Origin of the sequence: Aerosakkonema funiforme FACHB-1375, assembly GCF_014696265.1 — a bacterium.
Lineage (GTDB): Bacteria > Cyanobacteriota > Cyanobacteriia > Cyanobacteriales > Aerosakkonemataceae > Aerosakkonema > Aerosakkonema funiforme_A.
The window spans coordinates 31,572-45,426 of sequence record NZ_JACJPW010000010.1 but is presented as its reverse complement, the minus strand read 5'-3'; the positions used below and the strand labels follow the sequence as shown (position 1 = coordinate 45,426).

At 40.5% G+C, this 13,855-nt stretch carries 10 protein-coding genes; 6 read left to right on the top strand and 4 right to left on the bottom strand.

Translation table 11 applies throughout. The features are described from left to right. Position 1 precedes the first annotated feature (1 nt). From H6G03_RS05660 to H6G03_RS05645, 4 genes are read right to left on the bottom strand one after another with little or no spacing between them, the layout of a single operon-like run. Complete coding sequence (locus H6G03_RS05660) at positions 2–868, bottom strand: DUF928 domain-containing protein (protein ID WP_190462938.1); 867 nt, start codon at positions 866–868, stop codon at positions 2–4. Continuing rightward, entirely contained in the window at positions 865–3,255 is a 2,391-nt protein-coding gene (locus H6G03_RS05655; RefSeq protein ID WP_190462934.1) for a CHASE2 domain-containing protein, read from the bottom strand. Before H6G03_RS05655 ends, H6G03_RS05660 begins: the two co-directional genes overlap by 4 nt. 4 nt (positions 3,256–3,259) lie before the next feature. Then, the gene (locus H6G03_RS05650) at positions 3,260–4,489 is read right to left on the bottom strand and encodes a DUF1822 family protein (protein ID WP_190462933.1); all 1,230 of its coding nucleotides are present in this window, start codon (positions 4,487–4,489) and stop codon (positions 3,260–3,262) included. A 19-nt stretch (positions 4,490–4,508) separates the two neighbouring features. Continuing rightward, on the bottom strand, positions 4,509–6,020 hold the full coding sequence (locus tag H6G03_RS05645) for a sigma-70 family RNA polymerase sigma factor (RefSeq protein WP_190462931.1): 1,512 nt from the start codon (positions 6,018–6,020) through the stop codon (positions 4,509–4,511). A 297-nt stretch (positions 6,021–6,317) separates the two neighbouring features. On the opposite strand from H6G03_RS05645, the gene H6G03_RS05640 reads away from it, so the two are divergent. From H6G03_RS05640 to H6G03_RS05615, 6 genes are all read left to right on the top strand, one after another. After that, entirely contained in the window at positions 6,318–8,825 is a 2,508-nt protein-coding gene (locus H6G03_RS05640) for a C39 family peptidase (RefSeq protein ID WP_190462929.1), read from the top strand. A gap of 140 nt (positions 8,826–8,965) precedes the next feature. Continuing rightward, positions 8,966–10,123: a phosphotransferase family protein gene (locus H6G03_RS05635; RefSeq protein WP_190462927.1), complete on the top strand. Its 1,158-nt coding sequence runs from the start codon at positions 8,966–8,968 to the stop codon at positions 10,121–10,123. A 26-nt stretch (positions 10,124–10,149) separates the two neighbouring features. Next, the gene (locus tag H6G03_RS05630; RefSeq protein WP_190462926.1) at positions 10,150–11,265 is read left to right on the top strand and encodes a T3SS effector HopA1 family protein; all 1,116 of its coding nucleotides are present in this window, start codon (positions 10,150–10,152) and stop codon (positions 11,263–11,265) included. Then, positions 11,262–12,278: an aldo/keto reductase gene (locus H6G03_RS05625; protein ID WP_190462923.1), complete on the top strand. Its 1,017-nt coding sequence runs from the start codon at positions 11,262–11,264 to the stop codon at positions 12,276–12,278. Before H6G03_RS05630 ends, H6G03_RS05625 begins: the two co-directional genes overlap by 4 nt. 148 nt (positions 12,279–12,426) lie before the next feature. Beyond that, positions 12,427–13,185, top strand: coding sequence for a peptidylprolyl isomerase (locus H6G03_RS05620; protein WP_190462921.1), 759 nt, complete (start codon positions 12,427–12,429; stop codon positions 13,183–13,185). A 401-nt stretch (positions 13,186–13,586) separates the two neighbouring features. Beyond that, complete coding sequence (locus H6G03_RS05615) at positions 13,587–13,751, top strand: hypothetical protein (protein ID WP_190462920.1); 165 nt, start codon at positions 13,587–13,589, stop codon at positions 13,749–13,751. Positions 13,752–13,855: the final 104 nt, after the last annotated feature.

Here is a 13,855-nt window from a genome sequence, read left to right as displayed (position 1 = left end):
TTTAGTTTTTTGGAGAATAGCGCTCCACAACCGATTCTTTAGCAATTTCATCCAAACCAACAGACCTCAAGAGATCGGCCCAATCAGCAGCCAGTTGCTTATCTGATGGGTTTTTGAAATAGAGATTTCCCAAAAGAGTTATAGCCTCATGCCAGATACCATTTTTAGCATAAAAGGTAATTAGCGCTCGCGGGTTAGTTGTATCCAAGCGATCGCTAACGGTAGGACTTGTCACTCGTTGCACACCACCGTTTACGAAAATATTTTCTGACGGTTCATTCGGATTGCAAATAATAGAAAATATCCACCGATAATCTTTGCCTATTTCTAAAGGTTGGATTTGCGGATCTGATGGAATAGTGATACTAAGAAAGCTTTTCTTCCCAGGTAGTTCTAAAAGTTTTTTGTAAATACCTTTAAGCTCTCTACCCTGCTTTTCCTGTAGCACAAATTCCGCGTTAAGGCGGGAATTATAGTTAATATAAAACCAAAAAGTTGGACGACTATCAACTGTTAATCCTCCTACTAAATCTAGCAGAGGCACTGAATTACTAATTGCTTGTTGCCTATCTGAAGTTTGTTTAACAGCAGGCACTAAGGCAGTTATAAGGATATCATTTTCATTCAAAGACGGACATTGATTTGCCTGGTTATCCCCACGCCTGCCACCCCCTGTACGACGACCGGGCGCTCCTCGATTGGTCAATTCTGGTTGAACAAAGATAAGCTGTTCGGTCTTGGCAGTAATATTTCTCTGTCCATCAAGTTGTGCTTGCACAGATTTGGAGTAATTTGTCAAGTTAAAGGACAACAAAATAATAATTAAACTAAGTGTTAGGCGTTGAAAAAATAATTTGATAGAACTCATTTCTGACCTCCCAATTTAGTTGATTTAATTTTTGTCGAAGTTACTACGAACGTACCTGTAAGTAATAAGGCTAAAGCAGCAGGTACAAATGGCATCCAATAGCTTTGAATTAAGAAGATTATGTAGCAAATACAATATAAAATACCCAGTGCTACTGTTCCACTTAACCCTAACAATAGAAGTTTTCGGAAGTGCCAAGCAAGGATACCTCCGACTATAGATGAACTCCAGATAAAAAGGGTTTCTCCCCAAGAGTGTAAAAACATGATTAAAGAACGTCGATCTAAAACTGTACTGATAATTTGGCTCACCATTTGGGCGTGAATAAACACGCCTGGAGTTTTTTGATTTGGTTGTTCAATCGCAGGGTAAGGTGTGGAGAAAGCATCGTCATCATAACCAATAAGCACGATCCGATCTTTAATAAATTCCGGTTTTACATCACCATTCAAAACCTTCATAAGAGTAACCTGTTGGGAAATATCCCCAAGATAACGGTATGGGCGATAATTGAGCATCATTTGATGTCCCAACATATCTGTATATTTATCAGATTGCTGATAGACGCCAGTATTTTTTTCCAATGGTTTAAAGACAACATCACGAAACTTTAAAAAATTGGCTTTTTCATCATGTAGGATACCCTTTGTTTTAAGGTAAGTCAGTGCTAGTTGCGTACTCAAAGCGTATCTTGCTTTACAAGGAAATGAAGTTTCTGGGGTCAGATAGAATAGATGGCGACGTATAATACCGTCTTTATCTGGGACAAAATCACTAAAACCTAAACGTTCTTCTGGTACTCCCGGCGGGGGTTGATAGCCATAATTTTCAGGCTCTTCATCGCTTCCACTTTTACAAACGGCAATTATGTTATATCCATGTTCCAGTTGTTTTTTCAGATCTATTTGTCCCTTTCCTACTGGCTTATCTCGATAAATGTCTAAGCCAATGACTATCGGTTTATATTGTTGTAATTTCGCTAGTAATGCGGCTACTGTGCGATCGCTCAGTGGATCTTCACGCAGTTGTTGCAGATCTTGTTGAGTTACTCTGACAACCAAAAGCCGTTCATCTGGTTCTTGCAAAGATCGCAATCGCATCATTTGATCGTAAGCATTCAACTCCCATGATTGCAACCATCCAAGCGATCGCACTCCCACCACTAAGCTTGTTATTATACAACTGACCATAAAAACTGTTTGTAATTTCGGTTTTGGCACAGGAGGTGGTGGGATCGGCAATTCGCGATCGTTTTTGCTAATGCGTAATTTTTCCCAAGTAGGTGGTTCTGCTGCTAAATCCTGACAAATTACGACTGGTAACCAACTAGCACCCGGAAAGTCGCTTTCTAACCCTTGTAATCTTTCTCTTGCTTCCCTCACCGCTAAATAAAAAGAATCTCCAGCAGAAAACGCTGTCAGAAAATACTTTAAAAATTCCTGGGCTACTTTATCTGGTACGGGTTCTCGCATTACAATCATTTGCGGGATCTGCAAAGAAGCCAGTTCTCGTCCTAATCCCAAACCATCACAAGAGTTAAAAATAGCTAGTTGCAATCGACGTGATATCGCTCTCGTCAAAGCATTTTTTAACTGCGTAATTGTTAAACTTTCTTGAAAATTAATATAGATTTCACCCGTTTCGCCGTCTGTTTGACTGGAACTATGTCCGGCAAAGAAAAGAATATCCCACCCCTGTCTATCCCAAAGTTGTTCGTCTAATTCCTGGCGTTGAGGTTCTACTAAAAATACAACTTCAGCATGAGGTAAGTTTTTCAGTAATCGCGTATCAGTATCAATATCAATACCAGTGCGATCGCCTAAAACTGCCAAAACCCTCACTTTTTCTGTCGCTGTTTGATATGGTTTTTTTTCTAAGCCAAAATCTAAGGTACTTAAAGCAACTTCTGCCTGCCGATAATCTTTAAAAAAATTCCACAAATGCCAGGGAAGCTTCCGTACTTGGGTGTCTTCAGTTTGAATCACCACTCGAATTTCATCGGAAATAGCTAATCGCATCCGTAATTGGCGATCGACAGGGCGAAATTCCTGAGAATCTAGCCAATTATCAATGCGGTTTTGTAATTGTTGACCGATTGAAAAAAATTCGGCATCAGAAACGTGAGTTACATCTGCATCATCAATTTCAATATCATCATCGGTCAATCTTTTTTGTCGCCAAGCTGCACCTTTATAACGAGCTTCATAAAGCATTTCATAAAGTAATTGCCAGCGACGGTAGCTATCTATAATTTCTGGGGCGGCGGGTAAATTCCCCGTAAATTGAATTAGATTAGAATTGCCAGCTTCTCGCAGTTGAGCAACGACAACTGGGAAGCCGTTTTGCAGATTGCCTTTTCCCAGATTCAAAATAACTAACTTATTCATAACGTTATTCTGCTAGTGTTTCAATAGCAAACTTTTCCCGAATACTCACATCGTTGAAGCTAACTTCAATGCTAAAAGATTTTCCTACCGGGCATTTAAAACGTTTTAGCTGAATGTAGTTATCTTGGGTGCGGGATTGAATTTCCTGAAGAGTTGCTCCTGTTTGAGATAGCAAGGTTAATTTTAGATTTGGCGGTAAATAAGTTTCTTGGTAGGTAGGATGCACCTGTACTCGAATCCCCACTTTTTCTTTTTCTTCCGGTATCAAGCCAACCAGCAAGGCAACAGTTCGATTTCCTAAAGCTAAGCCCAAATCAATTAATTTTACACCCTCAACCGATACTTCTCTTTCCCTAGCAGCGGTTTTAGCTTGTCGAAAGCTAAAAGTTAAATTTCCTGAATCTGAAGTTAGGAGTGCATCAACTGACTGCCAACTTGACTGAAAGATATTCTGTAACCAATCACCTAAATTTACTGTAGAATGTTTCTGTGTAACCCCTAGCCGCTGTCGATACAATTGCTGGCGATTTTTTTCATTAGCTAATAATGCACCCCACTGTTCAAAGGGAATATTTAATCTAGGAGAATATGGACTAGACTGACTTAGTTGAGCGAGTAAAGCTTCTGTTTGGTTTGGAGGCAAAGTTGGTAAAGGACTAATTTTTACCTTTTTACGGGAAAAAAGCTCCTGCTTTACTGATAATACGTTTAAGTCTTCTATTAAATCCTCTCTATCCAAAGTGTAGGTTCTATCCTGCTTGTCGTAATTTCCATCATTGCAAATTTGTTCGGAGGTAACATATCCCCATACCCGCATCCAACGTTCTTCCAATTGTAACTGTACCGCTAGATAATAGTCAGCTACCCAGTCGGGAATATCAACCCATTCTTGGGGTATGGAAAATTCTTTGAGATTGCTTTTATCGCTGGGAACTAGCAGCAATCGCGTTTCATTCAATAAAATAGATGTACCATTTACCACTTCCCAAAAAGTTGGCAATTCAGCCATTTGCGGCCATATTTGGGGTGATGATTTTAGATCTGAATTAGTTTTTAACCAAGTCATAAAGGTATTGAGACAAAGTTGGTTTAAGAAGGCATTCCAACGCGCAGATTGGTTAGAGTATCCTTGTTCTTCTGTTTGCTGCCATGCCTTTTTCTGGTCTTCTAATGAAAACTCTAACCATAGCTGGTCGGGGTAAATTTCCACTAAATCATCAAAAACAAAAGTCATTTTTTTTCTCCTTAATTAATCAAAATTGAGCAGTATTTTGCAGCCATTCTTCAATAAATCCACCCAAAGTTTCTTCAACTGGCATCAGCGACTCCGGTAATAAATCCAAATAGCTGGCTATCTCGTTAATAAAGGCTTGTCGAAACTCTCTGTAGATACTTGCTATTTGCGGAGCAATTTCTGAAGTTGGAATCGCGAGGGTTTTTGCTATTTGAGATAGGGATAATTTCTCTGCGTAATGTAATTTTAATATGGTTTTCTCAAAATCACTGCGCCGAACGAGAATTTTTGCTAAACAGCCATACCATATTTCTTGAGTCTGCTTTCGTAGGCAATCATGCAGATAATTTTTAAGTTGCTCAAGCTGTTTTTCAGCGAGCAAGGTATCTCGATTTATTTGATTCCATTCCTTAGCAAAGTCTTTCAGTAAATTTTTGGTATGGCTTTTTAATAACCGAGAAACTTGATACTGGGTTTCTAGGCTTGTATACTTATTTTTGAGAACATTAGCTATATTTGTTTGGGTTAGATTTAACCCTAGCCATAGTTTGAATAGCATTTGGCCCTGAACAGGCAGTTTTTGAAAGGCACTGGAAACTAGCACCTGAATTTCATCCCATTCTTCTTCTCGAACAAGAGTATCCCAAGCTGTAGACGCGGGAGCAGGCGTATTGGTATAATCTTCTAGGGGAAGAAACTGTTGGGTTCGATAATTCCGCGCTGCCTTAATACAGGTGTCGAGCATTTCTTGAATTTTAGTTGCGTCAACGGGTGAACCTGGATGAGCGAGGAGTTGGTTGTAGCGATCGGCAATTTGGTTCAAGTGTATTCGATCGGGAGCATCCATACTCCGGCTACCACGCCAGTGATTTGGCTGATAAATTTCATCAAAGCATTTCCAAGCTAAGCAATGAAGTTCAATATTAAGCTGTTGGTTTCTTTGGGCTGCCAGCGCTTCGGTTAATTCTTTCTTGGTTAAATCTTTTAAAAGGCCATAATTGGAGTATTTACCTCTTTTGGCTTCTAAGTCGCTTTCGTAAACCTGATTGTTTATTATCCTAAAAATTACAGCCTTGGCGAATACCTCTGTGTTTGCACTAGGATGGTCGAATTTAAAGTTACGGAAAACTTTTTCTGGTTGATAACCCACCGAACAGGCAATCTGAAAGCATTCTTCTAATGGGTATTTGTGCTTAATAAACTGTAACCTTTGGCAAAGTTTTTGAGCAGCCCAGAAGCAAACATCTTGTAAGTAAGCTGATAAGTGCCTTCCCGGTAGGGAATTAGGAAGAATTTGATTAGGTACTTTAGTGGAGTCGCTGTGGGGTTTAGCTGGGTATGTTTTTTGCATCTCTTGCAAGAAACGTCTTGCCCAGAATTCGGCTTTAGCATTTGGATCTGACTGTTCCAGATTTTTGATGTTACGTTCCAATTCGGGGTCAGTTTGCCAAAAAAACTGGCGGTACCTTTCCCTGTTCCCCAACTTCAGAAACGTCGAAAATTTTTGAACGATGTCTTGGCGCACTTTCATGCTGGTTTTACTTTTTCTGATGATATTGGCTTGAGGTTACTCGCGTAACTAAGTACGAAACTCACCTTCTTTAGGGAGGGCGAGCCGACTCTGGTGCTGAACGAGCAGCTAGAGAAAAGTGGCTGGTGAGGCTCCCTCTTAAAGGGTGACACTTACTTATTGGCTTGACAAGAGGGGGGTTATGCAGGTTTGGGTTTCTAGGCTAAAAATTCCATACCTGCATATTGACTCAAGGCTTACCCCAATTAAACCAACAGAAGCAAGTCAAGCCTTTTACAGAAATTGACGGAGAAAACCATGTTTGATTCTTTTGTGCCCGATGTAGCTAAACCTTTCGACTCTTGCGTTAATCCTTCTGGTACTGGTTTTGGTAATTTAGAACCGATTGACAGTATTACTCCCCAGTCAGCGCTAAAAAATTTAATTGCGGGGGGTGGAAGTAAAGCGGAAATTAGCCCTGCACTGCCAACTGCTGGAGGCGACGATAGCATTATCCTGCTTAACAAATCGCTTCTATCTCTCAACGCTGATGTGGTGACACAAACCAGTAGCAACAGCTGCCAGCAAGCCGAGAGTTTATCTGTAGATTCTCTCACGGGTGTCGCGATCTCACCTGAACCAAATAGCGATTTGCACTTTTTACCGATCGTACAGGAAGCCGTGCAAAAAGTTCGCGATGCTCTGACGGGATTGGCAGCTGACCCAGATTTTGATGCAAAAATGAATGTGGCTTTTGGCGATAATTTTGATACTAAGGTAGCCAGGGAAATTGTCGAAAAGTTTGCTAAAGGAGATTTTAGCGAACTTCCCCAAATAGAGATCTTACCATCTGTGGTAATTAATGGAGCGAATGGTGCTTTTGCAAAAGAAACCAATACTGTTTATTTAGCAAGTGATTTTGTAGCTAAGAATGCTAATAATTCCGAAGCAATTGCCAGCGTATTATTGGAAGAGAACGGACATTACATAGACTCGCAGATCAATATCAAAGATGCTGCTGGTGATGAAGGAGATATTTTTGCCAGAGTCGTTCAAGGAAAGAATATTAGTGCAAGTGAACTGGCAGCCCTAAAGGCTGAGGATGATAGGGCTACTGTTACTTTCGATGGGAAGGATATTCAGATAGAACAAGCAAAATCATTTGCTGCTGGCGATCGCGTAATTGATATTATCCGCCAAGAAAGAGGTTCTTGGGTAGATAAATCGCGAGATGCTGAAGTAGTTCTCTCCAAAGGGGATTGGACTTTTAACCAGCCCACAGGATTACCTAATATGGATGCCATGAACGGTGATTTCGTCAACCTAATCACCGGAGACTTTGATGGGAATGGTTTAACTGACTTTATCCGCCAAGAAAAAGGTAGTTGGGTGAATGGTGTTAACGATGCTCAAGTTTATCTTGCCACAGGAAAAGGAACTTTTAAGAGTCCAATCCAAATGACTGATATGGCAGCGATGAATGGTAACTTTGTAAATTTAGTAGCGGGAGACTTTAACGGAGATTTCAAAACAGATATTATCCGACAAGAAAAAGGTACTTGGATAGATGGTTATCGAGATGCTGAAATTTACATATCAAATGGTGATGGCACTTTCAAAAATCCCGTCTTAATGAATAATGCCTCCGCAATGAATGGCAATTTTGTCAATCTGATTGTCGGTGATTTTACTGGCGGCGGCGCTGATGACATCATCCGACAAGAAAAAGGTAATTGGGTAGATGGTAACAATGATGTTCAATACTACACCTTCTCTCAAGGTAACTTCAAATTCCAAGCAAATTTACCTAATATGGGTGCGATGAATGGCAATTTTGTAAATTTAGTTGCTGGAGACTTTAATGGCGATCGCGTCACTGACTTGATCCGTCAAGAAAAAGGTTCCTGGGGGGATGGTAATCGGGATGCTGAAATCTGTATTTCTAATGGAACCTGGGGCTTTAAGTCCATAACTACTATGAATAATGCTTCAGTCATGAATGGCGATTATGTCAATTTAATTGTTGGTGATTTAACGGGTGGTGGCGCTGATGACATCATTCGCCAAGAAAAAGGTAATTGGGTTAATGGTAGTAATGATGTTGAATTTTTGACCTACTCTAACAGTAACTTCGTCAAAGTAAAAGATGCGCCTAATATGTCTGAATTGAATGGCAATTATGTCACTTTGGTTCCAGGCTTATTTGGAACGTCTTCTGGCATCAATAGTACGGGTAATACATTGCCAAATAGCACGCAACAGGCTGATCCTTTCTTCAAACTTCAATACTGGAATTCAAAATATAACCCCGATGGGCCTAATAGCAGTACTAACTGTGGCCCTGCCAGCTTAGCTATGGTGATGAAAACGCTAGGTCGTGAACCAGCTAATATCAGCACTGAAACCAGTATAGATTATGCTCGTTACCTAATGTTCGGCTATTCTAACGGTACAAAACAAGGTGTTCCAGTCCTAGATCAAGACAACGTATGGACTAATTTCGATCAAGTCAAAGCGGGTATCCAAAAGGCAGGCGGAATAGCAGAACAGCTAACAGGATGGGATGCTTTAGATCGCAGTCTAAATGCAGAAAAACCAGTTATATCTTTTGGAAATTTAACTAATGCCTGGCGTCAACAGTTCCCTAACAGAGTAGGTAGTGGTTCTGGTGGTCACTGGAACGCAATTCTTGGCAAAACATCCGATGGCAAATATATTGTTGCCGATCCGATGCACGAGGGCGGCGCAGTTGCAATGACAAGAAATCAACTTGCTGTTTTCACCTATAACGGCTACCCCGAATTTATTGCTTTTGCTCGTAACTAAAGCGAACACATCTAATTGAGTGATCGTTCCATCCTTACGGCACAATGAACAAGTGCTATTTATTTACTCTGTTATCTCCAGGAGCGATCGCATCTCACAATCACTTTTTTCAAAATCCAATATTTTTCTAAAACAAAATCATGACACTGCTTTTAAGCTTGCAAAACATTGCTAATTATTTAATTAGTCAGAGCCTTGGTATCCAATCAGAACAAGATAAAGTTGAAACAGAACCAATGTCTGCTAAAAACTTTAACTTGTTAGTGAAGTTTCCCAATAATCGTAAACTATTAGTCAAACAAGAACGACACGATCGGGAAGGAAAAACCGCTGGTGAATTTCTCAACGAATGGCGAATTCAAGAATTTTTACAGCGATTTTCCGAATTAGGCAACCTTCGTCCATTATTGCCAGTAGTGTTACATTTTGATGCTGAAAATTCTATCATTGTTTTCAAATACCTGGATGACTATCGCGATTTAGCTGATTTCTATGCAAAAGAGAATGTTTTTCCGAGTGCGATCGCATCTTCAATCGGCAATATCATAGCCACCATCCACCGTTCAACTTTCAACCGCCAAAATTATCGAGATTTCTTTTCTCAAGATAGTGAAGCTGAACTAAAAGACCAAGTTCCTAACTTAATTCGGAGCTTAGAACGAATCACTCCAGAAATCTTTGGTTTAGTTCCCGCCGATGGTATTAAATTCTTCGTTCTCTACCAACGCTATGAAAGCCTCGCACAAGCAATGGCAGAACTTTCTACTGCTTACAACCCTTGTTGCTTAACTCACAACGACCTAAAACTAAACAACATCCTTCTTCACCAAGATTGGCAACAATCTAACCAAAATATTGTCCGGCTAATTGATTGGGAACGTTCTGCTTGGGGAGATCCCGGATTTGATCTAGGAACTTTAATTGCTAGCTACCTGCTAATGTGGTTAAGTAGCTTAGTTATTAGTCAGACACTCACTATCGAAGAATCGTTACGATTAGCAGCAACTCCCCTCGAACAGATTCAGCCTTCAATTAGTGCTATGACTGTAGCTTATTTTGATACATTCCCAGAAATAGTAGAACATCGCCCCGATTTCTTAAAGCGAGTTGTGCAATTCGCTGGTTTGGCATTAATTCAACAAATTCAAGCCATGATTCAATACCAAAAATCTTTTGGTAATACGGGAATTTGTATGCTCCAAGTTGCTAAAAGCTTGCTATGTCGTCCCGAACAATCAATGTCAACTGTTTTCGGCAATGCTGCTGCAACGCTAACTCAAATCAACCAAGCTGCTTAAAATATTTCCTCATCATTAAACTCGATATGCAACTAATTGATTTTCCTCAAACTCAACAACAAAATTCTGCTGAAAGCAAATTGCTAGATACTCTGCAAGACATCATCAAACTTCAGATTCAGCCTAACTTCTGTATTCTTCATCCTGATTACAAACCTTTAGAACTTCCTTTGGAGATAGTCAACCGATTTAAAGGAATGCCAACAGAAGTACAAAATCGGTATATCAATTTGCAACTTCGCAGTTTTCTGTATGGTATTCATTATAACGGTTCCCTAAAAACTGCGCTCGATCCAGATGCAAATTCAGATGCCAAATCTTTGTATCAAAATTTAGAAAATAACACTATTCTTGGAGTAGATTTAGCTTTTTACGAACGATTGCACGAAAGTAACGATGGCGAAGGCTACTTCGATCCTGATTGGGTTGTAGTGAGGCAAGAAAGTGATGGCACTTTAGCTGTAAATAAAGGTGGTTTGACTTTACATATTGAGCGAGAACGCCATCTTCAACCAAGCGAACAAAACGCTGGCATTGGTGATTTTGTAGCGATTCGGATGCCCAAAAATTTCGTTCAAAACGGATTTTACATGGCAGTAGGGAATGGGGGGCCCCAAAGTCATAATGCAGATAAACCTTTGGAAACAGTGCGCGTTTACTTTAATTTAACGCCTGAAGGTGCAGTTGGAGTTATGGGTAAGCTGACTCACCTGCTGAACGCTATTTCAATTCCCTTCACTTTTAAAGTGTTATACAACCCAGGTGATTACGGACGCTATGACTCTGGAGTTCTTTACTTTGAAAAAAGCAACTATGAAGCAGTCAGGCTAATTTTACAAACTGTTTATATAGAGGAGAAAGCACATTTTAAAACAGAAATCCCTTTATTTACAAAACCGCTAGCGCCTGGTTTAGGGTTAGCAGAAGAACCAGACTGCAAATTTGCAGCCCAAGAAAGCTTCGGGATGAACCGCTGCCAAATAGTGGCTAATGGTTTATTGGAAGCTTGGCAGAAAGGAGATGAGTTACCAGAAGCGCGAATGACTGCTATTTTTCAGCACTTCTCGCTGGTGGGAATTGACTGGCAGCGTGCCTATCTCAATGCGAATTCTGAAGATATTTACACACCTTTAGAACTATGAAAATAACCGATCTCGCTTTACCATTAATCGCCCCTTCAAATGCGATCGCTACTGTAACTGATAAATCCCCACAATCTGATTTGCCGTTCTATCGTAAGCTTGGACGAACCGATTTAACTGTTAGCTGTTTGGGGTTAGGGGGTGGCGGCGGTATTTCTAGTGAGGATACTCTCTACGCTTTCGATCGTGGAATTAACTACTTTTTCTATTCCAGTGACTTGCACCACTATATCTACAGTTCGATGGCTGATGCGTTGCGAAAATTATGCGATCGCCGTTCATCAGTGCGAGAGAAAGTGGTGCTGGCGACGGTGACTTATATCAAAAGTCCAGAAGCAGCACTGGCAGCTTTATTGGATCAGTTTGTGGAACTGAGAATTGATTACATTGATGTGTTGTTTTGGGGTTGGATAGGCACTAATGACAATCAAGCTTTACAAGATTGTTTACAGCTTTCACCGGATTTAAGAGGTAAGAATTCTGTTTATCAGCGGACAATAGAAAGAATGTTTGGCACTTCCGAACGCCTCAAAAAAATGGGGGCTGTGCGTTATATAGGGGCTTCGTTCCACGATATCAATTTAGCTCGACAGTGGTTGGATAGTCCACTGTTAGATGTGGTGATGGTGAGGCATAATGTTGCACACCGTTCTGCTCAAAATCAGATTTTCAATCAGTTGAATACGCGAGATTCACAGCGAACGGGAATAGTTACTTTTAAGTCTACAGGTTCCCATTCCGGTGCGCTTTGGGATATTCCGGCTGGTTTACCTGCGGGATGTTGGCAACCTTCTGTACCGGATTTGTATCGCTATTCTTTGAGCCAAAACTGCGTGGATGTCTGTTTGACTGGGTTGCGAAGCCGGGAAGAGATTGATGTTGCGATCGCAGGTGTTCAAAAAGGTAAATTAACGCCTGCTGAATTGGATTATCTCAATGTTTATGGCGATTTGCACCGTAACCGTTTGAAGGTGCAAGAAGTGCCGCCGGAACGATTGCTGTACTGTGCTTAATTGCGATCGCTTACAGCCCTAAAACACCAGAAACGGGGTTTCTTTGGTTTGGAACACCAAAATATCGGAACTCTTTGAACAAAAGAAACCCTGTTTCTCATTCTTAACCATCACTTAGTTGATTTTGTCAAGTACATAGGATAAAACCATGCCAGAAACTTTGGAAAAATTGGTATTGCCAGAAATTTCTCCTGCAACTGATGAAGCTGTTGTTGCCTACCTGCGTCATTCTTTCAAATTTGCTGAAATCGCAGCACTGGCTGAACGGGATACCCTAATTTTGTCAGCCTGCCAACAGCTTGGCATCACTATTTCTGATGAAGAATTGCAAGCAGCAGGGGATGCTTTTCGCTTGGAACACAAGTTGCTGGGTGCGTCTGAAACCTTGGCTTGGCTGAAACAACAGCGAATTAGTGTAGAAGATTGGTCGCAAGGAATTCGAGTATCGTTACTGACGCAGAAGTTGAAAGAGCATCTTTTTGGGGAAGCGGTAGATAATCATTACATAACCAGCCGGGATGATTATCGGCGGGTGGCTCTGTCTCAAATTTTAGTGCGCGATTTGACAGAAGCATTGAAAATTGCCCAAGCGCTGCGGGTGGAAAATGGTTCTTTCTGTGCGTTGGCTTTGGAATACTCGAAGGGGAAGCAGTCGCAACAAAATGCTGGCTTTGTGGGGATTCGGTTTTTGGCGGAATTGCTACCGGAGATTGGAAAGGCTGTTGCTGAGGCGAAGGAAGGCGAGGTAGTTGGGCCGATTCAGACAAAGTTAGGATATCACATTTTGAGAGTAGAGAAGTGGTTTGCGGCTGAATTGAGTGAAGTCAGGGAACAGGTTTTGGAATCGCTGTTTCAGGGTTGGTTACAAACGGCAATCAGTTCTGATGTTGGTGCTGAAATGCGTTAATGAGATAATTAAGGTTTTGAATTCTCAACTGGGTAGATAGTAAAGGATAGCTTTGCGATCGCGATGCCTACTTCTGATTTAGTTCAGAAGTAGGCTTTTTATCTTTTGAAAACTCAAATGCGAAAATGTTTCAGCATCCAGTCTTTTTAGACAAAAATGTTTTAATTTTTGACGCTTGTACCTCCAAAGAGAATTTATTAAAAATAAATTGATATGATTTTACTATTATAGGCAGTTTCTCTTTTCAAAAATCAAAGCAGATAATTAATATTTTTATGTCTCCACAACTAGGTTTGTGGTCTTGTCAAACCTATTTTTTAGTAGTTCAATAGGTAATATAAGAGTTGAGCAATCAAAAGTACAAGGTTGCTTGAATAGCATAAACTAGGAGGACATTTACAATGGCTACGATTAAAATCTCTGACCTACATGCTGCTGGTTCCGAACTGTTGCTAGATTCAGAGAGTTACCTTAATGAGCTAACTAATCAGGAAGGTCTTAACGTGTTAGGTGGTGGTGGTGTTTCATTTAGCGGTCACGGTTGGTATTTCAGTATAAACTGGTAGTATCAAACCACCAAAAACAGGCTTATTCACTAATCGCTCTTGTTAATGAATAAGCCTAAATTGCCTTAACTCAGATCTTGCACAAACAGAATCACCTACTAATA